The sequence below is a fragment of the Onishia niordana genome (assembly GCF_004798965.1).
Taxonomy (GTDB): Bacteria; Pseudomonadota; Gammaproteobacteria; order Pseudomonadales; family Halomonadaceae; genus Onishia; species Onishia niordana.
In genome coordinates this window covers 1-268 of the sequence record NZ_SDSD01000080.1, presented here as the reverse complement: position 1 = coordinate 268, position 268 = coordinate 1, and the positions used below count along the sequence as shown (strand labels likewise).

The window sequence follows — 268 nt, the reverse complement described above, 5'->3', positions numbered from 1 at the left end:
CTGCACCGCGCTGAAGGATCCCGCCGTCTTCGCTAAGCGCAAGGCAGCCTGGGACAAGGTCGTCGCTGGCAATGGCGGCATCCATCCCAATTGCGGCATCGCCGATACGCGCCTGCTCCATCGCGCCCGCACCAGCGCCGTGCCGGCCACGCGCGGTGGCGGCCTGCATCCGAACCGCGAGGTCTGGGTCCGTGCCCCGCGCAAGGCCGACCGTCAGGACTTCAAGCTGCGCAACAAGCACCGGCCGGAGTTTAACAAGAGCTTCTGA

The 268-nt window shown here is 67.5% G+C and carries 1 protein-coding gene; it reads left to right on the top strand.

Annotated elements, in window-relative coordinates:
• Positions 1 to 268 (top strand): hypothetical protein (locus ETC27_RS16740; RefSeq protein ID WP_205742778.1); only part of this gene is annotated, 268 nt, incomplete at its 5' end.